At 60.5% G+C, this 22,748-nt stretch carries 22 protein-coding genes; 12 read left to right on the top strand and 10 right to left on the bottom strand.

Annotation, left to right across the window (positions count from 1 at the left end; genetic code table 11):
* The first annotated feature begins 70 nt into the window (after positions 1 to 70).
* From ASC90_RS19015 to ASC90_RS19005, 3 genes are read left to right on the top strand one after another with little or no spacing between them, the layout of a single operon-like run.
* Complete coding sequence (locus tag ASC90_RS19015; protein ID WP_056543497.1) at positions 71 to 1,147, top strand: class II aldolase/adducin family protein; 1,077 nt, start codon at positions 71 to 73, stop codon at positions 1,145 to 1,147.
* Positions 1,140 to 2,423: an FGGY-family carbohydrate kinase gene (locus ASC90_RS19010; RefSeq protein ID WP_056543697.1), complete on the top strand. Its 1,284-nt coding sequence runs from the start codon at positions 1,140 to 1,142 to the stop codon at positions 2,421 to 2,423. The genes ASC90_RS19015 and ASC90_RS19010 overlap by 8 nt, the downstream gene beginning before the upstream one ends.
* A complete protein-coding gene (locus tag ASC90_RS19005) occupies positions 2,420 to 3,253 on the top strand; it encodes a TIGR01459 family HAD-type hydrolase (protein ID WP_156393036.1) in 834 nt (277 codons plus the stop codon). The genes ASC90_RS19010 and ASC90_RS19005 overlap by 4 nt, the downstream gene beginning before the upstream one ends.
* Positions 3,254 to 3,274: 21 nt before the next feature.
* On the opposite strand, the gene ASC90_RS19000 is transcribed toward ASC90_RS19005, so the two are convergent.
* The 3 genes from ASC90_RS19000 to ASC90_RS18990 all read right to left on the bottom strand — a co-directional run bounded on the left by ASC90_RS19000 (position 3,275) and on the right by ASC90_RS18990 (position 6,838).
* Entirely contained in the window at positions 3,275 to 4,234 is a 960-nt protein-coding gene (locus ASC90_RS19000; RefSeq protein ID WP_056543694.1) for an alpha/beta hydrolase, read from the bottom strand.
* 213 nt (positions 4,235 to 4,447) lie between these two features.
* A complete protein-coding gene (locus tag ASC90_RS18995; RefSeq protein WP_056543491.1) occupies positions 4,448 to 5,278 on the bottom strand; it encodes an endonuclease/exonuclease/phosphatase family protein in 831 nt (276 codons plus the stop codon).
* Positions 5,279 to 5,374: 96 nt separating this feature from the next.
* Entirely contained in the window at positions 5,375 to 6,838 is a 1,464-nt protein-coding gene (locus tag ASC90_RS18990; protein ID WP_056543487.1) for a phosphatidylserine/phosphatidylglycerophosphate/cardiolipin synthase family protein, read from the bottom strand.
* A gap of 369 nt (positions 6,839 to 7,207) precedes the next feature.
* Here ASC90_RS18990 and ASC90_RS18985 point away from each other — a divergent pair, with 369 nt between their 5' ends.
* The 5 genes from ASC90_RS18985 to glgX all read left to right on the top strand — a co-directional run bounded on the left by ASC90_RS18985 (position 7,208) and on the right by glgX (position 12,074).
* Positions 7,208 to 7,462 (top strand): DUF2934 domain-containing protein, encoded by a 255-nt coding sequence (locus ASC90_RS18985; protein WP_056543484.1) that lies wholly within the window; start codon positions 7,208 to 7,210, stop codon positions 7,460 to 7,462.
* A 314-nt stretch (positions 7,463 to 7,776) separates the two neighbouring features.
* The gene (locus ASC90_RS28960) at positions 7,777 to 7,950 is read left to right on the top strand and encodes a hypothetical protein (RefSeq protein WP_156393034.1); all 174 of its coding nucleotides are present in this window, start codon (positions 7,777 to 7,779) and stop codon (positions 7,948 to 7,950) included.
* Between the two features lie 248 nt (positions 7,951 to 8,198).
* Positions 8,199 to 8,930 carry a glutathione S-transferase gene (locus ASC90_RS18975; RefSeq protein ID WP_056543478.1) on the top strand — a complete coding sequence of 244 codons (732 nt, stop codon included), beginning with the start codon at positions 8,199 to 8,201 and terminating at the stop codon, positions 8,928 to 8,930.
* Positions 8,931 to 9,022: 92 nt separating this feature from the next.
* The gene (locus ASC90_RS18970; protein ID WP_056543473.1) at positions 9,023 to 9,817 is read left to right on the top strand and encodes an SDR family oxidoreductase; all 795 of its coding nucleotides are present in this window, start codon (positions 9,023 to 9,025) and stop codon (positions 9,815 to 9,817) included.
* 97 nt (positions 9,818 to 9,914) lie between these two features.
* Positions 9,915 to 12,074 (top strand): glycogen debranching protein GlgX, encoded by a 2,160-nt coding sequence (glgX, locus tag ASC90_RS18965; RefSeq protein ID WP_056543692.1) that lies wholly within the window; start codon positions 9,915 to 9,917, stop codon positions 12,072 to 12,074.
* Between the two features lie 58 nt (positions 12,075 to 12,132).
* Here the strand turns inward: glgX and pcaF are convergent, their stop codons facing one another.
* Genes pcaF through ASC90_RS18950 form a run of 3 tightly spaced genes read right to left on the bottom strand, consistent with a single transcriptional unit; the run spans position 12,133 to position 14,983 of the window.
* Positions 12,133 to 13,338, bottom strand: a complete 1,206-nt coding sequence (pcaF, locus tag ASC90_RS18960) for a 3-oxoadipyl-CoA thiolase (protein WP_056543470.1) — start codon at positions 13,336 to 13,338, stop codon at positions 12,133 to 12,135.
* A complete protein-coding gene (locus tag ASC90_RS18955) occupies positions 13,339 to 14,121 on the bottom strand; it encodes a CoA-transferase subunit beta (RefSeq protein ID WP_056543688.1) in 783 nt (260 codons plus the stop codon). It abuts the gene before it with no gap.
* A gap of 10 nt (positions 14,122 to 14,131) precedes the next feature.
* A complete protein-coding gene (locus ASC90_RS18950) occupies positions 14,132 to 14,983 on the bottom strand; it encodes a CoA transferase subunit A (protein WP_056543467.1) in 852 nt (283 codons plus the stop codon).
* A gap of 129 nt (positions 14,984 to 15,112) precedes the next feature.
* Here ASC90_RS18950 and ASC90_RS18945 point away from each other — a divergent pair, with 129 nt between their 5' ends.
* Positions 15,113 to 15,868, top strand: coding sequence for an IclR family transcriptional regulator (locus ASC90_RS18945; protein ID WP_056543464.1), 756 nt, complete (start codon positions 15,113 to 15,115; stop codon positions 15,866 to 15,868).
* An 18-nt stretch (positions 15,869 to 15,886) separates the two neighbouring features.
* On the opposite strand, the gene ASC90_RS18940 is transcribed toward ASC90_RS18945, so the two are convergent.
* Positions 15,887 to 16,315 (bottom strand): lipocalin-like domain-containing protein, encoded by a 429-nt coding sequence (locus ASC90_RS18940; protein ID WP_056543461.1) that lies wholly within the window; start codon positions 16,313 to 16,315, stop codon positions 15,887 to 15,889.
* Between the two features lie 458 nt (positions 16,316 to 16,773).
* Here ASC90_RS18940 and ASC90_RS18935 point away from each other — a divergent pair, with 458 nt between their 5' ends.
* Complete coding sequence (locus tag ASC90_RS18935) at positions 16,774 to 17,604, top strand: MBL fold metallo-hydrolase (protein WP_056543458.1); 831 nt, start codon at positions 16,774 to 16,776, stop codon at positions 17,602 to 17,604.
* Here ASC90_RS18935 and ASC90_RS18930 read toward each other — a convergent pair.
* Positions 17,601 to 18,347, bottom strand: a complete 747-nt coding sequence (locus ASC90_RS18930) for a polysaccharide deacetylase family protein (RefSeq protein WP_056543456.1) — start codon at positions 18,345 to 18,347, stop codon at positions 17,601 to 17,603. The two genes, ASC90_RS18935 and ASC90_RS18930, sit on opposite strands and share 4 nt — an antisense overlap.
* Entirely contained in the window at positions 18,344 to 19,435 is a 1,092-nt protein-coding gene (locus tag ASC90_RS18925; protein WP_056543453.1) for a glycosyltransferase family 4 protein, read from the bottom strand. The genes ASC90_RS18930 and ASC90_RS18925 overlap by 4 nt, the downstream gene beginning before the upstream one ends.
* Before the next feature lie 194 nt (positions 19,436 to 19,629).
* On the opposite strand from ASC90_RS18925, the gene ASC90_RS18920 reads away from it, so the two are divergent.
* Together ASC90_RS18920 and ASC90_RS18915 are read left to right on the top strand one after the other, a co-directional pair.
* On the top strand, positions 19,630 to 21,348 hold the full coding sequence (locus tag ASC90_RS18920; protein WP_056543450.1) for an adenylate/guanylate cyclase domain-containing protein: 1,719 nt from the start codon (positions 19,630 to 19,632) through the stop codon (positions 21,346 to 21,348).
* On the top strand, positions 21,348 to 22,226 hold the full coding sequence (locus tag ASC90_RS18915; protein ID WP_056543447.1) for an FkbM family methyltransferase: 879 nt from the start codon (positions 21,348 to 21,350) through the stop codon (positions 22,224 to 22,226). The genes ASC90_RS18920 and ASC90_RS18915 overlap by 1 nt, the downstream gene beginning before the upstream one ends.
* Here ASC90_RS18915 and ASC90_RS18910 read toward each other — a convergent pair whose 3' ends face one another.
* On the bottom strand, positions 22,227 to 22,706 hold the full coding sequence (locus ASC90_RS18910) for a class I SAM-dependent methyltransferase (protein WP_056543444.1): 480 nt from the start codon (positions 22,704 to 22,706) through the stop codon (positions 22,227 to 22,229). It lies immediately after the preceding gene.
* Positions 22,707 to 22,748 lie beyond the last annotated feature (42 nt).

Below are 22,748 nucleotides of genomic sequence, written 5' to 3'. Positions count from 1 at the left end.
CCATACGATAAAGATAAAGTTCGCTCACACGATCGTGAGACTTCGAGCTTTCAGATACGGAGGAAAGCGTTTGGCGGCGGCAGCACGGGACTCGCACAGCGAGTTCGATCAATTTCTGAACCTGTCAAGGCAGATTGGAACCGACATCCTCAAGACGCAGGGAGCCGGCGGCAACACATCGTTGAAGCGCGACGGCACGATGTGGGTCAAGGCATCCGGCACCTGGCTCGCACACGCCAACGACAGGGACATCATGGTCCCTGTCCGGGTTGCCCCGCTGGTCGATGCCCTGCGCGCAGGAGATCCGCGAGCCGAGAAGGCAACGGATTTCGTCGTGGGCGAACTGAATACGAGTGGATTGCGGCCGTCGATTGAAACGAGTTTCCATGCCGCCCTCAACAGTCCTGTTGTTGCGCACTATCACTGCGTCAATGCGATCGCGCTTTCGGTGCTCCAAAAGCGCAACCAACTGCTGGCCGAAAAGCTGACCCCGACAGGTTTGAAGTGGACCACCGTGCCTTACCGTCGTCCGGGAACGCCGCTGGCGCGCGAGGTAGATGCAGCCGCGAATTCAGACCCGGATGTTCTGATCCTCTTCAATCATGGCATAATCGTCACCGGAACAACCGTTGACGAAGTTGCCTCGAAAATCGCGAACGTTTCGGCGGCGTTGAATATGCCGACAAGAGAGGTTTCAGGACCGTCACTCGACGCTCTCAAGACAATGAGCGCGGGGAGTGGTTACCTTCCCGCAAGCGATATCGAGAGCCACCAGCTCGCTCTTTCGCCAGAGAGCATTCGGCTAGCGACCGCAGGCTCGATGTACCCCGACCATGTGATATTTCTCGGAACCGAGATCGGCGTTCTGGATCAGGGGCAATCGGTATCTGATCTCGTTGCCAGCTATGCAGGTGCGGGTGCGACCACTCCCAAGCTGATAATCGTTCCAGGCATGGGAGTGCTTCTGTCAGACGAACTCACGGCTGGCGGCCAAGTCATGGCCCGATGCCTGGCGGAAGTAGTTGCCCGCATCCCCGATAGTGCCGATGTCCTGTATCTCTCGGATGCCGACGAATACGAACTAACGAACTGGGAGGCCGAACAATACCGTCAGGCACTTGATCGCGGAGCGTCTCGAGGTGAATGACAGGTCGGCCGACCGGGTCGCGACCGTGATTGGCGTCGACATCGGAACGTCGGGTGTGAGGGCCGCGGCGATCGACGACAACCGCGACGTCGTGGCCATCTCCAGCGCGCCGTTTCAAGATGCAGCCAGCTTCCGCTCGCCGGCCGCTTGGTGGGAAAACACCGAGCAAGCCCTGCGGTCACTGGCGACCGCCGCAGACCTGACAAACGTCAGGGGGATTGCCGTCGACGGCACTTCCGGGACCGTCCTTGGCGTCGACGACGAGCTGAAGCCGATCGGCAGGCCGTTGATGTACAACGACACGTGCCCGGATCCAGCCATTATCGCGCGTATCGAGAAAACTGCCCCGGCAGACAGCGCCGCGCGCGGCTCCGGCTCAGCGCTCGCCAGGGGGATCTATCTCGCGCGGCACGCGAACGTCACGCGCATCTTGCATCAGGCCGATTGGATTCTTGGCAAGCTCGGGCTGCAGGAGATCTGCTCGGATGAGAATAACTCACTGAAAACCGGATACGACCTCGAGCACGAAGCCTGGCCGGCGTGGATTGAGGAGGCAGGCCTGGACCTCCGACTTCTTCCTCGCGTCGTTCGCGCCGGCGCGTCACTGGCGCGGGTTGACGGTTTCGCGCATGGTCTTGGCCTTGCGCCGGACTGCCACTTCCACGCCGGAACGACCGATGGCTGTGCGTCGTTCATCGCGACCGGAGCTTCGGAAATTGGGGATGCGGTCACGGCGCTCGGGTCAACGATGGTGTTGAAGCTCGCTTCCGGCCGACCGGTGAACGCGCCGCAGTACGGCGTCTACTCGCACCGGGTGCTCGATTTTTGGCTTCCCGGCGGTGCCTCGAACACGGGTGGAGCGGTTATCAAGTCCCTGTTCGGGGATGAGCGCCTTTCGGAACTGACCGCTCAGATCGACCCATCAAGGCCGACCGGCCTGAACTACTACCCGCTGAACAAGGCGGGAGAGCGGTTTCCTGTAAGCGATCCCCTCTATCCTCCGCGTCTCGAGCCCCGCCCTGCAAACGAAGCCACATTCTTCCAGGCGGTGCTCGAAGGCATCATGGAGATTGAACGGATGGGCTACGAGCGGCTGGTGCGCCTTGGGTCGGCTCCATTGAAAACTGTCCGGACTGTCGGTGGCGGCGCTAAGAATACAGTGTGGGCATCCATGCGGGAGCGAACGCTTGGCGTGCCCTTTGCACAGCCGGCCTCGGTCGAGGCGGCGGTCGGGACCGCCGCTCTGGTCCTCCAATGGGAAAAGAGGAAACCTTGAACAAGATCCCCTGGACATCGCTCTCGCAGCTTATCGCGCAATACGACTATTTTTTGCTGGACCAGTTTGGTGTGCTTCGCGACGACGAAGGCCCCTACGATGGCGCAGCCGAGGCGCTGAGCGAGCTTCGATCGGCGGACAAACATGTGATCGTGCTTTCGAACTCCGGAAGGAGCGGCGAATTCAATGCAGACCGGTTCACGCAGCTGGGTTTTGGCAGGACAACTTTCGACCGGTTTGTCACATCGGGCGACGTTGCCTTTGAAATCCTTGCGTCATCCGGGAGCATCAAGGCGGGCCTGCGGGTATTCACCATCTCGAGCGGCGGCGACACCAACCTCGCAGACCGCCTCGATCTCGCAACCGTCGACGATGCCGCCGAAGCTGAGTTGGTCATCATCTCCGGCAGCGAGGCCGAACGCATCCCGCTCGAACGCTACCGGGAGATCCTGGAGCCGGCCGCGGCAAGGCAGGTTCCGTGCATCTGCACCAATCCGGATATTCACAAGCTGTTTGGCGGGATAAACGTTGCAGGAGCCGGTGCGATCGCAGAGATTTACGAAAGTTTGGGCGGCTCGGTCCGCTGGATAGGCAAGCCGCATCGAGAGATGTACGACGTCGCGATGCGGGCGTGGGGAAACCCGGCCCGATCGACGGTTGTGTGTGTGGGTGATAGCATCGCGCATGACATCAAGGGCGCCCAGGACGCACAGCTGGCGTCCGTGCTCGTCCGCACGGGAATTTTATCCGATGCGTCGGAAAGCGATCTGGAAGATGCATTCGCAACTACAGGAGCTTACCCCAGCTTCCTGATGAAGCGCTTTGGCTAAACAACCGCTACGACCGGACGTTCACTGCGCCGGTTTGTCGGCGAAATGCGACATGGCGTATTCGGCAATGCGCTGGTTCGCGCGCCGCGCATCGTCAAGCCAGAACGGAAACAGCTGCCATTGATGAACCATGCCGGGCCAGACCTCGGTCGTAACGTCGACGCCTGCCTGGCGAGCCTTGTCGGCAAGACGCAAGGTGTCGTCCAGAAGCACCTCCCCGGATCCGACCTGCATCAACAGCGGTGGAAAGCCGGTCAGGTCAGCCTGGACCGGCGAGGCTTGTGGGTCTGTCGGCGAGCGCTCGCCGAGATAGGCCTTGCTCAAGGCTTTCAGATGGGCCTCGCTGATCAGCGGATCGCTGAGCGCGTTGCTCTTTACCGAAGCGCCCGCGGCTGCCAGATCGGTGATCGGGCTCATGGCGATCACGGCCGCCGGCAAGGGTCCCTTGACTTGCATCTGCCGTAGCGTCGCCTCGATCGCCAGATTGCCGCCGGCAGCGTCGCCTGCGATGACTATATTGTCATTGTCGTAGCCAGAATCGAGCAGCCAGCGATAGGCCGCCAGCGCGTCGTCGATCTGCGAGGGGTAGGTGTATTCGGGAACCAGGCGGTAGTCGATGAGGAGGACGTCGGCGGAGGCGGCTTTTGCGAGCGAACCCGCCAAGGCACGGTGCGTCCTCAGTGAACCACTGTTAAAGCCGCCGCCGTGAACGTAGAGAATCACCCTTCGGCCGACAGGATGGTGAAGGCGAGCCGGCCAGATCAGCTGCGCATTGACGCCACCGGCATCGACATTGCGGATCTGGATGCGCGTCGGTTCCGGCGTCGATGCCATCAGTGTCTCGAATGCAGCGCGCCGCTCTTTCGGGCTGTCCGCATCGGCATGGTGCTCTTTCCAGAGGCCGACCAGCTTGTCGACCTGCTGTTTCGATGCGTCCGTCTGCGGTGGAGGATCGTAGGCGTGCGCCGGAATGACGGGCATTGCCAGGCAAAGGCAGGCCGCTACCCACGCGGCGGCTGGCCAGCGCGATCGGGAACTGCGCTGCGGAACCCCTCCGGCGATCCGCGCAATTTTTCGCTGCTGAGAACGTACCCAAGACATCGCAAAGCCTCTCCATTCAAGGCGAAATACCGACGTGAACGTGCCACGCCTGTCGTTGGAGTCAAGCATGGCAAAATGGAAAGAGATGCCTGGCTAGCCCTTCGACGTTAGCGCGGCTACGCGCCCGAGGTTGACGATCGCCTTGATCGGCAGATGGTCTGAGGCGATGCGGGCAAGTGGCGTGTCATGGGCCTCCACCGCCGTCACGACGCCCTTCCGGTTGGCCATGATCCGGTCGAGCGCCAGGACAGGCAACCGGGCCGGAAAGCTTGGAACGGCATTGGGCTGCTGCCCGAACACCGACTGGAAGGTCTGCAGCGACGAGCGGTCGCCGAGCCGCCACTCGTTGAGGTCGCCGAGCAGGATTGTCGGTGTCTCCGCCCGATCGGCCATCAACTCGACCAGCATCTTGGCCTGCCGCGCTCGCGAATGACGAAGCAGCCCGAAATGCGCGGCAATGATGCGCAGCGCCCCTCCCCGTTCGAGCTCGATTTCGGCCACCAGCGCCCCGCGCGGCTCCAATCCGGGCAGTTTTATCTGGTGTACGTCGCGCACCAGACCCCTCTTGAACAGCACGACGTTGCCGTGCCAGCCGTGTGCCTTCGCCATGCCATCAACGGGCACGGGAATGAGCCCGGTTTCCCGCTCCAGGCGATTGAGATCGAGAATCCCGGTACGCTCGCCGAACCGGGTGTCGGCCTCCTGCAATGCGATCACGTCCGCGTCGATCTCGTGGATTACGCGGCTGGTGCGCTCAGGATCGAACCGGCGATCGTTGCCGATGCACTTGTGAACGTTGTAGGAGGCGATCAGCGTGCCTTCGGTTCTCGGCTTTGTCTCAGGATGCGCCGCATCCAGGCGTCGTCTACGATTCTTGATGGACGCAAGGATGCTGGCCGGCAGGCTGTCTTTTCTGGCATGCATCGGCGGTCGCTGACGCTCCATTGATCGAATTGGTTCAGGTGCGGAGTATAGGCCGCGCGCCGGAAGTTGCCACATCCAAGCGCGCGAAAATGCGCTCTAAAGATAGGGTGATCCCAGCCACAGAATCTTATCCAGCAGGCGCACCGCAAAGGGGCGGTTGCGCAAGCCGGCCAGGGTCACCGGTGAAGCCGAGCGGATCGCCTCGTCGATATGTTCGTCGATCTCCGTCGAGAAACCTTCGTTGAAGACTTCGAGGTCGATCTCGAAATTCAGCCTGAGCGACCGCGGGTCGAGGTTCGAGGAACCGACATAGGACCAAACGCCATCGATCGACAGAAGTTTCGAGTGGCTGAAGGCGCCGCTGGATCGCCATATGCGACAATAGTTGCTGACGATCTGGTCGAACTGCGCGGTCATCGCCCGGTCGACGAGGACAAGGTTGTTGGCGGCGGGCACGACGATATCCACCTCCACGCCACGTCTTGCGGCGGTTGCCAGTGCACTGATCAATTCACGATCCGGCAGGAAGTATGGCGACATGATCCGAATGGACTTTCGCGCTATGGAGAAAGCGCCGATCAACATCTTGTGGTTCGTCTCGATACGCCGGTCCGGTCCCGATGCGACGACACGCATGAAGACCGGATCGCCCGGCTGTCCCCCGGGCGCCTCTGTCCGCCACGCCTCGCCCTCAAGGACCTCGCCGGTGGCAAACCGCCAGTCCTCGCCAGCCACGTTGAAGAGATCGGCGACGACCGGCCCTGTAAGGCTGAAATGCGTATCACGGGCAAAGTTCTCACCGGCCACCTCGCGGGTAAAGCCGGCCCTGATGTTCATCCCGCCGGTCAAGGCAACCCTGCCATCGACGATCAGGATCTTCCGGTGCGTGCGTAGATTCGCGTAAGGCAGGCGCAATCCGATGATCACGTTGCCGTTGAACACCGCGACGGTGACGCCGCCCTCAGCAAGGTAACCGAGGATACTGGGAACAGAGTAGCGGGCACCCACCGCATCGATCAGCACGCGAACCTCGACGCCGCGCTTGGCTGCGCCAATAAGCGAATCGGCAATCCTCAACCCGATCGGGTCGCGGTCGAAGATGTAGGTCTCGAGCAGCACGCTGCGTTCGGCGTTGTCGATTGCCGCCTTCATCGCAGCGTAGCATTCGTCGCCCGTTTCCAGCATGTCGATGGAATTGCCGGTCGAGATCGGATTGCGGGTGACGCGGTCGCCGAGCGTCTGCATGGCGGCAAAGCGGCGACCGAAACCGCTGATAACGAGCTCGGCATCGGCGTCGAAGGCTTCGAGCTTATCGAAATCCGCGTCCGGTGTCAGCGCATCGCGCCTGACGCTCAGGGACGCAAGCCGAATGCGGTTGATCCCTGCAATGGCGTAGAGCACGGCGCCGATGATCGGCGAAAGGATGATGACGGCGACCCAACCGGTTGCTGCTCGCACCTCCTCTTTGGTCATCGCGGCATGTATCGCCGCCGCCGCTCCCATGGCAAGCGAAACAACGAATAGAATATGCGGCCAGTACGTCGATATGAGATAAAACATTCGTGAAAATATAGCGATAAAGTCGTAGCGCGCAATTGTGAAGCCGATGGCAATTGACCAGCGTCCAGAGTGTTCTACCTGGTGGATTTACGTCCAGCCAACCTGAAGACCCGCCCGGTTCAGGCGACAGCCAACGGTTGGGCCAACCATAGAGATTTGCCCCAAGAACCAATCCGAGATCGGATGGTCTGACGCCGAAGAATAACCGAACCCGTTTTAGCGGCAGAAAGGGTAATATCGACGTCGTTTGCTGCGCCGCAAGAATTGTTTTTGCAGTGTGTCAAAAACTGCTTGAATCCTGACTGTTCATCTGGAACTGTTCTCTGGGTATCGCGTTAGACCACGGCATCACATGACTGGAGATCGGCGATGACAGAAACTCGGGACGAGTGGATCAACAAGCGCGCTTATGCGCTTTGGGAAAACGAAGGGCATCCGACTGGGCGAGACCATCTACACTGGGAGCAGGCCAAGAAGGAACGTGAAGCGCTCGAAGGTTCCGCAGCATCTTCCGATGGCAAGGAAGTAAAGACACGTGCGAAGGGTACTGCATCCGCACGCAAGGCAAACGGCGCCGTCAAGGCGGCGGCTCCCAAGAAGACCGCTAGCACCAAGTCGGCATGATCGAACTGTCGATCAATCTGCAATCATAGGGCGCCACGTGGCGCCCTTCTTGTTTGTCATATGGCTGCATTGGTTCCGAGTTATTGATGGTACGAAGACGCCGGATGCGCGGGAGGGGCGATGACAAATGAACGCGCATGACTGCTACGCACAAAACGCCCGGCGGTGGCCCCTGGAGATGGAACCAAAACGACACTCCGATCTTTTTAGAAGCAAACGGAGGCTGGTCATGAACAGAAGCTATTTCGATGCAATTCTGATGTCGTTTGTTGTTGCCGGCTGCTATCTTTTCATCGCCCCGGTGTGAGGGCCAAATGTCGACCGTGGTCATCGCCGCAACGGCTTATCTGGTATTTGCCCTGCTGATTGTCGTTGTCATCGACAACGTCGTATCACTGCTCTTCCGTGAGACCACGGCCGTTCATATCCGGTCATCCGCTTTTGCAAAGATGTTGTCGGTCTCCCGCCGATTCCCCTGGAAGTCGTAGCCCACCATGGCCAGAAATTGACGGCAACGCACCACTGCTCATCGATATCCCGTCGAAGGATATTTTCCGGGCCGCCTTTTCCACCACTAGCACTCCTCTATTTCTCCGCTCTTCAGGCGGAGTTCTTTAGCGTGCGGACGATTGGTTCCCGGGTTCCGTGCTGATGTCAAAGCCCTTCAGCAGCGTCGCACTTGGCGAGGCCATCAGATCGGCCCTGCAACAGAGACCCATGGGGTGAAAGCGCAGCAATGGCCTACGAACTGTTTTATTGGGACGGCCTCCAGGGGCGCGGCGAATTCGTACGCCTGGCACTGGAGGAAGCGGGTGCGGACTACGCGGATGTTAGCCGTCAGGCCGGTCCCGGGAAGGGCATCGGAGCCATGATGCAGATCATGGAGAGCCGATCGGAAGCTTACATTCCCTTCGCTCCGCCTTTCCTGAGGGACGGTGACCTGATTGTTCCGCACGTCGCCAACATCCTGGCCTACCTCGGTCCGAAGCTTGGGCTTTCACCTGAGGAGGATCGGTTGCGCCACGTCGCGAACGGGCTGCAATTGACGATCACCGATCTTGTTGCAGAGGTGCATGACACCCACCATCCGATCGCGACGTCTCTCTACTACGAAGATCAGAAGGAAGAGGCGAAAGCCCGGTCGGCCGCGTTCATACGGGACCGAATCCCGAAATTCCTCGGATATTTCGAAAGGGTTCTGCAGCAGAACCCTAAAGGATCGCGGCACAGCGTCGGCAACGCGATTTCCCACGTCGATCTGTCTCTGTTCCAGGTTATTGAGGGCCTGCTTTATGCCTTTCCGAGAGCCATGAAAGGTTACAAGCTGCAATATCCGGGGCTCGGCACGTTGCACGACGCCGTGAGAAGGCGGCCGAACATTGCCGCCTACCTTCGTTCCGATCGACGGCTGCCGTTCAACCAGGACGATATCTTCCGCCATTATCCCGAACTCGATCAGGCGGGCTAGATCGGCATTGCCGGCTGGCCATCGACGCTGATAAGCTTTGGCCAACTCGCCCTGTTATCCATCCCGCACCATTCCTGGAGGCCGTCGCTGCCATGGCAAATCTTGCTCAATCGCTTGCATCCATCAAAATCCCCGATCTGGCGGGAAAATCCGTCCTGATCACCGGTGCGTCGACCGGCATCGGCGCGGCGCTTGCACGTGCCTTTGCCGCGCAAGGCATGAAGGTCGGGGTTCACTACAATGCGAGCCGCGAGCCCGCGGAGGCACTGGCTGACGAGATCACCGCCGCCGGGGGCACAGTGCATCTGGTACATGGCGATGTCTCGCGGGAAGGCGAGACCGAACGCGTCGTGGAGGAAACCGCCAGGACCTTTGGCCATCTCGACGGCCTTGTGAACAATGCAGGGGGAATGCTTGGCCGCAAGCCCACCTCGGAATACACCGACGAGCACTACCTGAAGGTCATGGACCTGAACGCTCGCTCGGTGCTCGCCGCAACGCGCGCAGCGCATCCGTGGCTGAAAAAGCAGGGCGGCTTCATCATCAACACGACATCGATTGCCGCCCGCAACGGCGGCGCCGGCGGCGCGGTGCTCTATGCGGCATCGAAGGGATTCGTCACCACGATTACCCGCGGCCATGCCAAGGAATTCGTGCCCGATCGCATTCGCGTAAACGCAGTGGCGCCGGGCGTCATAGCCACACCGTTCCATGAACGTTACACCAACGACGAGCAAATGGAGATGCAACGCAAATCCATTCCCATGGGCTTCGTGGGCACACCCGAGGATTGCGTCGGCGCCTATCTTTTCCTCGCGTCGCCGACATTATCGGGGTACGTCACCGGCCAAATCGTCGAAGTCAATGGCGGACAGCTGATGCCATGAAATTTGGAGGACGCAGGGCGCGATCCTCTGAATGCTCTTGGAACTTTTGCAGTGCAGCAACGTTTCCGGCTTGGGCAATGGCCAGGTGGGGGCGTCGATGAGCTATGCATTTTCCGAACTCGATTTTCTCAAACCCGAGCTGGGAGCCGAATATACCGGTCGGGGCACGCACTTCTCCGTTTTCTCCGCTCACGCCGAACAGATGGAACTCTGCCTGTTTTCGCCTGACGGCAAGAAGGAAGTTGCACGGTTGGCATTGCCGAAGCGCGAGGGCGATATCTGGTCGGGCTACATCGCCGACATAGGTCCCGGCACACTCTATGGCTATCGCGCACACGGTCCCTACGATCCCAAGTCCGGACATCGCTTCAATCCCAACAAGCTGCTTCTCGATCCCTATGCCAAGCAGACCGCGGGGGACCTGCGGTGGGACGATGCGCTTTACGGCTATACGGTTGGCGCCAAAGGTGGCGATCTGACTTTCGACAAGCGCGATAGCGCTCCCTTCATGGTCAAGGGCGTCGTCCAGGATTCCGATTTCGATTGGAGCAACGACCAGGCGATCCGCCGTCCGTGGACCGACACGATCATCTATGAAGCACATGTGCGCGGAATGACGATGACGCACCCCAAGGTGCCCGACAGGTTACGCGGCACCTTTCTCGGCATGTGCAGCGATCCGATCGTCGACCACCTGGTGAGCCTCGGTATTTCGGCAGTCGAGCTTTTGCCAATCCAGTATTTCCCGAACGACCGCTACCTGCTGGAAAAAAATCTCAACAACTATTGGGGTTACCAGACGCTTGGCTTCTTTGCCCCGCAGGCCCGTTACATGTCGAGCCAGCAGATCACCGAAATCAAGACCATGGTTAGGAAGTTCCACGCCGCGGGCATCGAGGTGATAATGGACGTGGTTTACAACCACACCGCCGAAGGCAGCGAGCGCGGCCCGACACTTTCTTTCCGAGGACTGGACAATGCCAGCTACTATATTCTGTCGCCGGACGATCCGCGCCACACCTTCGATACGACGGGAACCGGCAATACTCTGAACGTCGCACATCCGATGGTGATGCGCATGGTGCTCGACAGCCTGCGCTATTGGGTTGGCGTGATGCATATCGACGGTTTCCGCTTCGATCTGGCCAGCACACTCGGGCGACAGGATCTGGAATTCGACCGCCAGGGGATTTTCTTCGGAGCGATCCGGCAGGATCCCATCCTCTCAGGCGTCAAGCTCATCGCGGAGCCATGGGACGTTGGTGAAGGCGGCTACCAGGTCGGCGGCTTTCCTCACCCCTTTCGGGAATGGAACGACAAGTTCCGTGATGATGTCAGGCGCTTCTGGAAGCGAGATGGCGGCATGGTGTCGGACGTTGCGTCGCGCCTTACCGGCTCGTCCCTCCAGTTCAATCATTCGGACCGCGGTGCAACGTCCTCGGTCAATCTGCTGTCGGCGCATGACGGCTTTACGCTGATGGATACAGTCTCTTTCAACGACAAGCACAACGAGGCCAACGGAGAGGACAACCGCGACGGCCATTCAGACAATCATTCCGACAACATGGGCGCCGAGGGCACCGTCGAGGATGAAGGAATTGCCGCGGCCCGCGCTCGCCGCCGCCGCAACATGATGGCAACCTTGCTCCTGAGCCAAGGGATTCCGATGATTCTGGCCGGCGACGAGATCGGCAACAGCCAGGATGGCAACAACAACGCCTATTGCCAGGATAATGAAATCGGCTGGGTCGACTGGTCGCGCCTCGGGGATCCGTTTCTGGTCTTCTGCCAGAAGATGATCGCGCTGCGCAAGGCGCACTCCGAATTGCGCCAGGAGCGTTTCCTGACGGGAGAAACGAGTGAAGACGGCCGTATCGAAATCGCCTGGTACAAGGCGGACGGCCAGTTCATGGACGACGACGCCTGGAACGATCCGGAACTGCGCCTCGTCTGCGTGTACGTATCAGCCAGCCTCAATACCCCCAATACCGAGAAGATCGGCGGCCTGGTGATCGTTCTCAACGCTGGTGGCGACTGCGAGGTCGTGCTTCCCGAGGTGAATGGCATCAAGGATTGGGGCCGGCTTCTCGATACTGGCGCCGACGATCCGTTCAGTGCATTCCGCCCGGATCGATCGGTTGTCGCTTACCACGAAACCGTTTCGGTGTTTGCGCCTAAGGGTGCCAGCGAGCCGCCAAAAAACGCCAGCCCGGCAGAGCGTCGCCGCTGGTTCCAGTTCGGACGGCGCCGCAGCTAACATTTGCCTTAACGGAACACCGCCCGTGCGGTGTCGGCCTGCACCCGCGCCTTGCTTTTCAAACCCTTTCGAGTGCGATGGCAATCCCCTGCCCTACTCCGATGCACATCGTCGACAGCGAATAGCGGCCGCCGGTTTCGCGCAGTTCAAGAGCTGCCGTGCCGGTAATGCGGGCGCCCGACATGCCCAGCGGATGACCGAGGGCGATGGCGCCGCCATTGCGGTTCACGCGCGCGTCGTCATCGGCAATGCCGAGTTCGCGCAGAACCGCCAGACCTTGCGACGCGAAGGCCTCGTTGAGTTCGATCACGTCGAACTGTTCCTGCGTCATCCCCAGCCGCGCCATCAGCTTGCGGGAGGCCGGGACCGGGCCAATTCCCATGACGCGTGGCGGCACGCCGGCGGCAGCGCCACCGAGAATACGCGCAATCGGGGTCAAACCATGCTTCGCGGCCGCAGCCTCGGATGCGATGACCAGCGCGGCGGCGCCATCGTTGACGCCGGAAGCATTGCCGGCCGTCACTGTGCCGCCCTCTTTCCGGAAGGGCGTGCCGAGCCTGGCAAGCGCTTCCATCGTCGTCGCGCGCGGATGCTCGTCCTTCTCGACAACGACCGGATCTCCCTTGCGCTGGGGAATCGTAACCGGGGTGATTTCCCTGGACAGACGTCCGTTTGCCTGGGAGGCCGCGGCCTTCGCCTGGCTGCGGACAGCAAAGGCGTCCTGGTCTTCACGGATGACGCGATACTTTTCCGCGACGTTTTCGCCGGTTTCCGGCATGGAATCGACGCCGTACTGCTTCTTCATGAGAGGGTTGATGAAGCGCCAGCCGATGGTCGTATCGTATATCTCCGCATTGCGCGAAAACGCCGTGTCGGCCTTCGGCATCACGAAGGGCGCGCGCGACATGCTTTCGACGCCACCGGCAATCACCAGCTCGGCTTCACCGGCGCGGATGGCGCGGGCGGCTGCGATGACAGCATCCATACCGGAGCCGCAGAGCCGGTTGATGGTCGTGCCGGGCACCGAGACCGGCAGGCCCGCGAGCAATGTCGCCATGCGCGCGACGTTGCGGTTGTCCTCGCCAGCTTGGTTGGCGCAGCCGAAGATCACGTCCTCGACGGCTTCCCAGTCCACTGACCTGTTGCGCTCCATCAGCGCTTTCAACGGGACGGCGCCCAGATCGTCCGCACGCACGGCGGACAGCGATCCGCCGAAGCGCCCGATCGGGGTGCGGATGTAATCGCAGATATAGGCGTCAACCATTTACGCGGCTTCCTTGTCGCCCTGGTGGGCTTTCCTGGTGCGCGCGTTGATGTCGCGCAGCGTTGTCAGTTCCGTTTCAGTCGGCACGGGCGTCTCGATCACCAGATCGGCAAACTTGACCGCCCAACCGCAATTCTCGACGATCTGCTCGCGGGTAACGCCGCGATGGATCGATACCACTGTCAGTTCCTTCGTCACTGGATCCGGCTCGAGAATGCAGAGATCGGTGATAACGCGAGTCGGGCCTTTCGTCTTCATCCCAAGCCGCTCGCGATGATCGCCGCCTTCACCGTGGCCCATGGAGGTGATGAAGGGCAGCTTCTCGACGAAGCCGCGCTTGGAGAGCGCCATGGTAATGTAGATCTGGCCGCAATTGCTGGCGATCTCCGGCGCACCGCCGCCGCCCGGCAGGCGGACCTTTGGATGGTCGTAGGGGCCGACGACCGTGGTGTTGAGGTTGGCGAACCTGTCGATCTGCGCGCCGCCGAGAAAGCCGGTGGTGATGCGTCCGCCCTGCAGCCAGTAGCGGAACATCTCGGGGACAGAGACGGTGAAGAGCGCCGTGTCGCAGAGTTCGCCATCACCGATCGACAGCGGCAGAACATCCGGCTTGGTGCCGACGGTACCGCTTTCGTAAATCAGCGTGATATCAGGCGCATGCGTGAGACGCGCGACATTGCAGGCGGCCGATGGCGCACCGATGCCGACGAAGCAGACATCGTCGTTGGTCAGTGCCCGCGAGGCGGCAATGGTCATCATCTCAGTCGGGGTGAAATCGCTCATCTCGGGCTCCTCACGCTGCCTGCTTCCTGCCATGCCTGGCGAAATTTTCCGGGCCCGCCTTCATGACGTTTTCGTCGATCCACTTTTCAAAACTCTGCCGTTCGCGGGCGATTTCGTCCCAGGCAATGTAGAAAGCGTTCGAGCGCGGATAGTAGCCCTGCGCATACGAGGGGAAAGCACCGCCTGGCACTTCGGCGACGGCGGTTACCGCCCAGCCCGGCAGAACGACGGAATTCGGCGATGGCGGATCAAGCTCGTCGACGATCTCCTCGACGGTGACGATCGACCGCTTGGCGGCAAGAACCGCTTCCTTCTGGACACCGACGATGCCCTCGAGAAGCACGTTGCCCTTGCGGTCGGCGCGCAGCGCGTGGATGATGGTCACGTCGGGGCGGATGGCGGGAACGGCAGCCAGCACCTCACCCGTGAAGGGGCAGGTCACCGACCTGATGTTCGGATTGACCTTCGGCAGGTCGGCGCCGATGTAGCCGCGCAGCATGGCAAACGGCAGGTTCGCAGCACCGGCCTCGTAGGCGTTGGCCATGGCGGCATGGCTGTGCTCCTCGATCTCCAGCGGTCGCGGCCACTGGTTTTCGACGGCATCGCGGAACCGATGCAACGAACCGACGCCGGGATTGCCTCCCCACGAGAATTTCATTGCGCGGGCCGCGCCAACCCCGATCAGCTGGTCGTAGAGAATGTCCGGAGTCATGCGGATCAGGTATAGGTCCTTCCGACCCTGCCGGATGACCTCGTGGCCCGCGGCATAGGGGATCAGATGGGTGAAGCCCTCCATCGAGACGGTGTCGCCATCCCGGACGTTCTCGGCCACCGCTTCCTTCAACGTTACGATCTTCGCCATTTGGCCTCCCGCAAAATCATCCTGTCGGACGGGCGCCAATAAGCGCCTGTCCGACGTTGCCGTCAAATATTTTGTGCGTTATTTGACATTTGTTCATATATCGCACAGAATAACGGTATGGAGGAGCAGATGCGTGAAACGGATTTTGTAAGCGGCTTTGCGCGGGGTCTGAAAGTCATCGAGGCATTCGGCGAGACGCGGCAGCGCCTTTCGATCGCCGAGGCGGCCAGGTTGACCGGTCTTGACCGCGCTACCGTGCGTCGCTCGTTGCTGACCCTCGCCGAACTCGGCTATGCCGACTACGACGGCAAGTTCTTCGCGCTGACGCCGAAGATCCTCCGGCTTGGCCACGCCTACCTTTCGGCCACGCCGCTGCCCGTTCTCATCCAGCCCCATCTTGACCAGTTGTCCGAAAAAGCCGGACAGAGCGCGTCTGCCTCGGTACTCGACGGCACGGAGATCGTCTATATCGCCCGCGCTTCACAACGTCGGGTGATGTCGATCAATCTGATGCCGGGGAGCCGGCTGCCCGCCTATTGCGCCTCGATGGGGCGCGTCCTTCTCGCGTCCCTGCCGGATAACGAAGCCCGCTCGATCCTGGCCAGGACCGATCTAAGAGCCAACACCCCGAACACGAAAACAGATCCGGTTGAACTGGTGGCCGAATTCCGCCGCGTGCGCGAGCTGGGCTATGCGATTATCGATCAGGAGCTTGAAGTCGGCCTATGCTCGATCGCGGTGCCAGTCGAGAACGACCGTGGCCAAACGGTCGCTGCCATCAATATAGGCGCGCCGGCCGCGCATGTGCAGGCGTCCGAAATGGCGCAGCGCTACCTGCCTATGCTCAGGGAAACCCAGAAAACTCTGCGCCCGATGCTGCGCTAGTCGAACTCGGTCCCGGACCTAGACCTTGCGGAACTCAAGTTCGTAGACCACTTCCTCGCCATTCTTCGGATCGACGCCCGGCGCCCCGCTGATGACGAGCCGGTTGCCGTCTATGGAAAACGGTCTGATCAGGTCGCTCACACCCCAGGCGGGGTTCCAGCTTGCATCGACATGATGCACGACGCGACCGTTTTCGAAGGTGTAGGTCCCGGCATAGGCAAGCATCGAATCGAAGAGTGCCACCTTCTCGGCATCGGTGGGCACTTCACCCTTGAGCGCAGGCCTTTCTCGGCTAACGACGACGGCCATCACCCGTCCGTCCGGGTGATAGGAGAGATACCCGACCGGGTCGGGTCCCATTGCGTCGGTAATTGCACCGGTCGCAACGGTCCGCCGTTTCCAGGACACCATTCTCCATGTCCCATGTAATGCGGCTGCACTTCCCATAGGTCCTCCCACGCAGTTACAGGGGCGGACGATACCACGCGTTTCGAACCCGGAACAGGCGGTAAAGGCTTGGTCGCAACGCCGGCATGCGCCTCCCGGATTGCCTGCACCAGCATCGGTGGCATAAGTGGCAAGTCGCGTTTGAGCCATTTGCTTCTTATACTATGGGCGAAGCCAGACCCATTTGCATTCGAAGGACCAAACAACCATCTAATAGACATGAAACGCAGGTTTCTCGGCTTCGATCATGTGAGACCGGACCTTGCGTTTACGGAATACGAACCATAAGCGGTTGCTTTGTGAAGAAAACCCGTTTGCTTAGGAAAATCTACCACTTCTCCTGATAGTTGGTGGAAACGGTACCAAGGATACGGGCAACCCATGAAATTCCACGCTTCGCTTCCGGATCAAAGTGTGATTACGATGGGAAGGTGGGGTCGGCCCATTTTGAAGACGCGATGAGTAAAGATCAGTTTCAGGTAAAGTTTTGGGGGGTTCGCGGCAGCATACCGGTCTCCGGCCCCGAATTCGATCGTTATGGCGGCAACACCTCCTGCATCGAAATTCGTTGCGATAAGCATCGGATGCTTTTCGACGCCGGTTCCGGTGTACGTGAAGCCGGGCTTGCGTTGCTCAATGACGAAGTCAAGGATGTCGACCTGTTCTTCAGTCATTGCCACTATGACCACATCATTGGCCTGCCTTTCTTCAAGGCGATCTACTATCCTACCATCGATCTCAACATCTGGTCCGGCCATCTCGATGGCAAGATGACCACGCGGGAGATGATCGAGCAGTTCATCAGTCCGCCTTGGTTCCCTGTCAAAACCGATATCTGCCAGGCAACAATGAACTTCCGCGACTTTCACGCGGGCCAGACGCTGGAGCCGCGTCCCGGCATCAAGATCAAGACGTTCATGCTGAACCATCCGGGCGGGGCAATCGGCTACCGCATCGAATGGAAGGGCCGCTCCGTCGCGCTTATCTACGATATCGAGCATGTTCCCGGCGCCCATGATCCGGTTGTGCTGGAGATGATGAAGGACGTCGATCTCGCAGTCTACGACTGCACTTACAACGAAGACGAAATGCAACGCTTCAAGGGCTTTGGCCATTCCACCTGGCAGCATGGCGTCGCGCTCGCCAAGATGGCCGGCACCAAGCGGTTTGCCCTCTTTCATCACGCGCCGTCACGCACGGATGTGCAGTTGGAGGGGATGGAGAAGGAAGCACAGGCTGCATTTCCGGGAGCCTTCGCCGCCCGAGACAACCAGGTTGTCGAACTCTAGGTTTTCAGAAGGTCATGCGCCGACAGCCAGTCGGCGCCCGGGTGATTGCCGGTTTCCTCGACAAGACGAGCCAGGAAGTCCCATTCCGCCGCGCCGTGGACGAGGTGGTGGGTAAGTATCCCGATCGGCTCATTGTCGTTTCCGAAGCGTGCGTCCAGTTCCGCCACCAGCTCCGCGACGAGATCGGCATGTGGCCTGTTGCCACGCTGACCGCGCGTGTTGACGACGTCGACATGCGTGTTGAGCAAGCGGATCGCGCTGCCGGCTTTCACTCTGCCAAACGTCGACAGCGCTTCGAAACCCAATTCCGCAAGGTTCGGAATCAGTGGTTCGCTTATCCGGTTCCAAGGCGGCACCAGCATGGGGACCAATCGACGCGGATGCAGTTTCCCGAGAGCACTGAGACCCTCCTGAAGCTCGCCAAGCACAAGGTCAGCGGGGCGGTGGGCACCGAGTTCCTGTTTCTTCTCTTCCGGGCCGGCATGGTTCTTATGGGCCCAGCCGTGAACGGCGACCAGAACGTGATCTTCCCGGGAAAGCCGCCCCACCAGCCTTTCGCCGGTACAGCTCGGGATAACCGCGAGCGTCAAGGGCATGGGCCGTGTCAGCTCGAGCAGGGTGTCAAGCGCCTCCGTCGGCTCGATCGCGTCGTCGTCCCGAAGCCAGAGCCGTGCGGCGCGACCGGCCGCCTGCCAGCGGTCGAGTTCGTGGCGAAGCGGTGCCCAAGTCTCATTGTTCGTCATGTCATCGGTCCAGCATATCCACGCAAGATAGTGTCGAGTTTCACTGCAGCGATTTCGAGCGAACGCTCGCCCAATACGAAATGGCGTGCGCTGTCGCCCATGCTCGATCGCTTGAAAGGGTCATCGAGCAGTGCGCCGATTGCCGCCGCATACGCAGCGATGTCGTTGCTCGGCGTGAGGTAGCCAGTCACCCCAGCCTCTACAACATCCGGAACGCCGGCGGTTTTCTGCGCCACCACCGGCAGCCCGGCGGCCTGGGCTTCCAGATAGGCAAGGCCGTAAGCCTCACCGCATCCGGGCCAGACATAAATGCCGGAGTTCCGGAGTTCGTCGGCAATCTCGGCTCCGCCCAACTCTCCCAGCCATTGGATGCGACCGGGCGCGAATTCAGCAAACTGCCGCTCGACGTCTTCCCGCATCGGTCCGTCTCCGATGATGGCCAACGTCCATGGCCGGTCCCGCAGGAACCGCAGCGCCGCCGCGAGCATCATATAGCTGTCCATCTTGTCGCCCGCGCGCATCATCGCGATGGCGATTAGCCTTTGCGATGATGCGCCACTCGGCGCGTTGACGTCAAAAGCAGCGGTGTCGATGAAGGGCTTGAGGTCCGCGAACCGTCCATCGGGAATAGCCCGCACCAATCCGGCCTTGTCGCGCTGCGTCATCGTGATGTTGACGGCAGCGTTTCGAACGGCATCCACAACCAGTTGCTGGAGCGGCGCCCAATCGGTCTGGTCCCGCTTCGGAGAATAAGATGCCTCGGCGGTGACGTAGGGAACACCGAATTCGGCGCACAGCACCGGCCCGAATGGATCTGGGGATTTGTAGTAGGGATGATAGCAGAACCAGAGTTGCGGTCTCGGCCCACTAGCCCATTGCTGCCGCAGCCGCGCCAACTCTGATGCCGCAGCCGATTGCAGTTCTGCGCCGATCTCAGCCGTGGGCGCGAAGCTTCGAAACTCCGACGCGAGTTCCACGGAATGTCCGGCAAGCTCCAATGCCCGGATAAGAAGGCGCGCCATCAGGCGATCGCCGGAAGGCACGGAGTGGTTTGGCGATTTCAGCGGTGCATAGAATGCAATTCGCATCACGATGTTCCCGCCGACACAGACTGTTCACAATCGACTTCTAGCTCTGCCACCAAAAATTCCGCTATTGTCGGCTCGCATAAGGCTTGCCGGTAAACATGTGAAATGCGATCGCAATCCGGAAAGACGGCATTTCCACCTCAGTTTTGTCATCTCTATTGCATTTGTCATTGGGTATTCAAGAACGGGAATGAATGGCGACGTTCGCTGCCACCAGCGTTTTTTCGGAGCGCGCGATCAGAAGAGCACGGCTCGGTTCCGGGCTGATCATGTTTGTCTTCGTTCTACTGCATCTCTCCAACCATGCGCTGGGACTGATCTCCGTCGCCGCCGCCGAGGACGGTAGACGGTTTTTTCTGGCGATCTGGCGAAACCCGGTCGGCACGGTGGTCTTCTACGGCGCCGTGCTGGTCCATATTGCGCTGGTGTTGCGCGCGATCTACCGGCGCCGCAGTCTTGTAATGCCGGCAAGTGAGACCGCCCAGATCATCATCGGCCTCGCGATCCCACTATTGCTGATGGACCACGTCATCGGCACGCGCATCGCTCACACGCTGTTCCACTACACGGACAACTACGAAACTATCGTACGTCTGCTCTGGATAGCATCGCCGATCAGCGGCTGGCGTCAGGTGGTCGCCGTCCTCGCCGTGTGGACACATGCCTGTATTGGTTTGCATTTCTGGCTGCGCTATCGACCTTGGTACGACAGCCTTGCCGCTCCCCTTCTCGCCATCGCGATCCTGATGCCGGTGCTGGCCCTGCTTGGTTTCATCGAGATGGGACGAACGATTGCCGAGCCGGCCTACGAAGGCATCGTCGATACCAGCCGCTATCAGGCAAACATCAACACCCGCTACTACACGGATCCCGAGGCGCAGCACCAGATCGCGATCATCCGCGCGGCCTTGTACGGATCGTTTTCAGGTGCCTTGTTGATTGTCGTCGCAGCGCGTGCGCGCCGGCGGTGGAAGGAGCGGGTAGATCAGATCACCGTGCGGTATCCGGGCGGCGAGGCGATCCGCGTGCCCCGTGGCTTCACGGTTCTTGAAGCGAGCCGGCTGGGTGGACTACCGCACTATTCGGTCTGCGGCGGCAAGGGTCAATGTTCGACATGCCGTGTCCAGATCCTCGGCAACTATGAGGACCTGCCGCCGCCCGACAAACTGGAAGAGTCGACGCTGACTCGGATCAACGCCGCGCCGGACGTGCGGCTCGCCTGCCAGCTTCACCCGATCCATGACATCACGGTGGTCCCGTTGCTCGTACCGGCACCCGAGACCACGCTTCCCGCCAACAGTCAGGAAACAAGCCCCGGGCGCGAACGCGAGATTACCGTTCTCTTTTGCGACATTCGCCAATTCACATCGTTGACGGAAACCCGCCTCCCCTTCGACATCGTGTTTCTGCTCAACCGCTACTTCTCGCTTGTCGGCAATGCTGTCGAAAAGGCCGGTGGGAGGATCGACAAGTTCATCGGCGACGGGGCGATGGCTCTGTTCGGCATCGGCAACTCGCCGGAGGAAGCCTGTCGTCAGGCGATCGAGGCAGCGTTGGCGATCACGCGAGACATCGAGAAGCTGGGCATGGAACTCTCCGACGAATTGTCGCTTCCGCTTCGCATCGCCATTGGCATCCATACCGGGCCGGCGGTCGTCGGAACGCTCGGCTATGGCCGGGTGCGCAGCCTGACGGCGATCGGCGACACCGTGAATGTGGCAAGCCGACTGGAGACGGCGGCAAAGGAATTCGACGCAGCAATCGTCATTTCGGAGCCGGTCGCCACTCTTTCCGGGGCCGATATGGCCGGTGTCGAGAGCCAGGAAATCAGTGTGCGCGGCCGCGCCTTGCCCTTGAAAGTTTACATGATTCCAAGCGACAAGGCTGCTGGGCTACTGAAAGGAAAAGACTGATGACTGGCCGCAGCAGGCTTGCCGCGAAATTCTGGATGAAACGCTTCCGCAAGGCACGCAACGCCATTGCAAGCAGGCTGTTCGACACCCGCACCGGTCGCCGCGTTCTGATCGAGAACATAGGACCGCGGGTCGTTTCGATGACGGTCGACGCCGGCGATCATTTGATGACTTTCTCGCCGTCGGACTACATCGGCCGCAAAGTCTTTCGGAAAGGGCATTTCGAGCGCGACCACGTCGACCGGTTGATCACGACCCTGCGCGAGCGCGGCTTGATGCGAAAGCATTCGAGCCTGCTCGAGATCGGTGGAAACATCGGCACCCAGACGATCTACTTCGCCTTGAGCGGCGCCTTTGCTCATGTGGTCAGCGTCGAACCCGATCCTCGCAACTTCCCACTGTTGCAGACGAATATCCTTCAGAACGGTTTTGGCAGCATAGTCACGCCGGTCAACTGTGCCGCCGGGGAAACGGCTGGCGAGATCGACTTCTTCATGAACGCCGGAAACCACGGCAAGAGCAGCGCCATCCGACAGAGCGCCAGGGACATAAAGACCAGCGTGCCGGTGAAACCGGTCATGCAGATACTAGCCGAGCTTTCCGTCGATCCTGCCCGGGTGGGTCTCGTCTGGATGGATATCGAAGGCTACGAGCCGGTTGCCTGCCGCTCGATGGTGCCGTTGCTAAGCCGTCGCGTGCCACTCTACATGGAGTTCACGCCACTTTTCTATGGCCCCGGACCTACCCGCGAGTTCATTGCCACGCTCGCCGGCTTCTACGAGACCTGCCTCGTGTTTTTCGAGGACGGCGAGCAGGAGATGAAAGTCGTCGACCTGCCGGCAGGCTTGGAGCAGTACGATGTTCTCTTCCTGCCCTGATCACTTCCGGCGGTAGAGGAAGTACCGCCCTTCCTTGATACCCTGCGGCAGCGGCAGTTGCTCGAGTTCCGGCCGGTCAAGCGGCAAGCCGCTGACGGCAATGCCATCCTTGACAAGCACCCCGACCATCAGTTGCGGCAGCCACGTCAAGGTCACGGCATCGATTTCGTCATGGCCGGTGCCGATGTCCGCATGGGCGAGCGCGGCATCGATGCCAAGGAACGACTGGCCGGAATCCCGGATATCACCCGTCACGATGTCTTCTGCCGGCGGTGTCGAGGATGAATAGGACCGAACCTCCCGATCGAAGGCTATGATCCGGCGGTCCGGGAACTGCTCACGCAGATGATCGTAGGTGCGGCCGTTGCCGAGGCCAAATTCCAGAACGGGCCCCTCGGTGCCGTTTACGAGATCGGCGACTGCGTTGAGGATGTCGCGCTGAGCCGTCAATCGGCGGATAAAACTGTCGAGGCGGCTCATCTATGTCCTTGTCCGTTCACTGATTTTTCGACACTGGTGCTA

The organism is Rhizobium sp. Root1220, from assembly GCF_001426265.1.
Lineage (GTDB): Bacteria > Pseudomonadota > Alphaproteobacteria > Rhizobiales > Rhizobiaceae > Rhizobium.
Note: the sequence above shows the minus strand (reverse complement) of the source record. Positions and strands in the feature narration are given on the sequence as shown.

Bases quoted from the DNA above. Each gene is read 5' to 3' on its own strand.
- ASC90_RS18935 (WP_056543458.1), top strand. From the start codon at position 16,774: ATGAGTAAAGATCAGTTTCAGGTAAAGTTTTGGGGGGTTCGCGGCAGC.
- ASC90_RS28960 (WP_156393034.1), top strand. From the start codon at position 7,777: ATGTCGACCGTGGTCATCGCCGCAACGGCTTATCTGGTATTTGCCCTG.
- ASC90_RS18950 (WP_056543467.1), bottom strand. From the start codon at position 14,983: ATGGCGAAGATCGTAACGTTGAAGGAAGCGGTGGCCGAGAACGTCCGG.
- ASC90_RS18945 (WP_056543464.1), top strand. From the start codon at position 15,113: ATGCGTGAAACGGATTTTGTAAGCGGCTTTGCGCGGGGTCTGAAAGTC.
- ASC90_RS18925 (WP_056543453.1), bottom strand. From the start codon at position 19,435: ATGCGAATTGCATTCTATGCACCGCTGAAATCGCCAAACCACTCCGTG.
- ASC90_RS18915 (WP_056543447.1), top strand. From the start codon at position 21,348: ATGACTGGCCGCAGCAGGCTTGCCGCGAAATTCTGGATGAAACGCTTC.
- ASC90_RS18910 (WP_056543444.1), bottom strand. From the start codon at position 22,706: ATGAGCCGCCTCGACAGTTTTATCCGCCGATTGACGGCTCAGCGCGAC.
- ASC90_RS19000 (WP_056543694.1), bottom strand. From the start codon at position 4,234: ATGCCCGTCATTCCGGCGCACGCCTACGATCCTCCACCGCAGACGGAC.
- ASC90_RS18970 (WP_056543473.1), top strand. From the start codon at position 9,023: ATGGCAAATCTTGCTCAATCGCTTGCATCCATCAAAATCCCCGATCTG.
- ASC90_RS18930 (WP_056543456.1), bottom strand. From the start codon at position 18,347: ATGACGAACAATGAGACTTGGGCACCGCTTCGCCACGAACTCGACCGC.
- ASC90_RS18975 (WP_056543478.1), top strand. From the start codon at position 8,199: ATGGCCTACGAACTGTTTTATTGGGACGGCCTCCAGGGGCGCGGCGAA.
- ASC90_RS18920 (WP_056543450.1), top strand. From the start codon at position 19,630: ATGGCGACGTTCGCTGCCACCAGCGTTTTTTCGGAGCGCGCGATCAGA.
- ASC90_RS18940 (WP_056543461.1), bottom strand. From the start codon at position 16,315: ATGGGAAGTGCAGCCGCATTACATGGGACATGGAGAATGGTGTCCTGG.
- glgX (WP_056543692.1), top strand. From the start codon at position 9,915: ATGAGCTATGCATTTTCCGAACTCGATTTTCTCAAACCCGAGCTGGGA.
- ASC90_RS18995 (WP_056543491.1), bottom strand. From the start codon at position 5,278: ATGCATGCCAGAAAAGACAGCCTGCCGGCCAGCATCCTTGCGTCCATC.
- pcaF (WP_056543470.1), bottom strand. From the start codon at position 13,338: ATGGTTGACGCCTATATCTGCGATTACATCCGCACCCCGATCGGGCGC.
- ASC90_RS18990 (WP_056543487.1), bottom strand. From the start codon at position 6,838: ATGTTTTATCTCATATCGACGTACTGGCCGCATATTCTATTCGTTGTT.
- ASC90_RS18985 (WP_056543484.1), top strand. From the start codon at position 7,208: ATGACAGAAACTCGGGACGAGTGGATCAACAAGCGCGCTTATGCGCTT.
- ASC90_RS18955 (WP_056543688.1), bottom strand. From the start codon at position 14,121: ATGAGCGATTTCACCCCGACTGAGATGATGACCATTGCCGCCTCGCGG.